Here is a 376-nt window from a genome sequence, read left to right as displayed (position 1 = left end):
TTGGTGCAACTAAGCTTGTTATGTTTTTAAAAAATTCAACAGTGCAGTTAAAAGATGGAGATTGGCAAAAAGCAGCAGCTGAATCTAATCGGCCAGATGTAAATTCAGCACGCAATCAGTACGTTAAACAGTTACTGAATTCTGTGCCCGTGCCAAAAACTAAACCTTTAGAAGCTCCCAAGTCTACGTCCTGATTATTATGAAATCATTATTAACTATTTCTTTGTTTTCTATGTCTTTGTTAGCATGCACGACTAATACAAACATGTTTGAAAAATACTTTTTCATGAGTATTTCCCAGGTTTTTTGTTTTCAAAAACATCAGATACAGTTATTGGTTTGAATGGTTATGAGTATGCATTACTTACAAATGAAA

The 376-nt window shown here is 33.2% G+C and carries 1 pseudogene; it reads left to right on the top strand.

Annotation, left to right across the window (positions count from 1 at the left end):
• Positions 1–194, top strand: a pseudogene (locus tag CIK04_RS34805) (hypothetical protein); the annotation flags it as partial.
• Positions 195–376 lie beyond the last annotated feature (182 nt).

This window comes from Vibrio sp. 03_296 (assembly GCF_002265885.1).
Note: the sequence above shows the minus strand (reverse complement) of the source record. Positions and strands in the feature narration are given on the sequence as shown.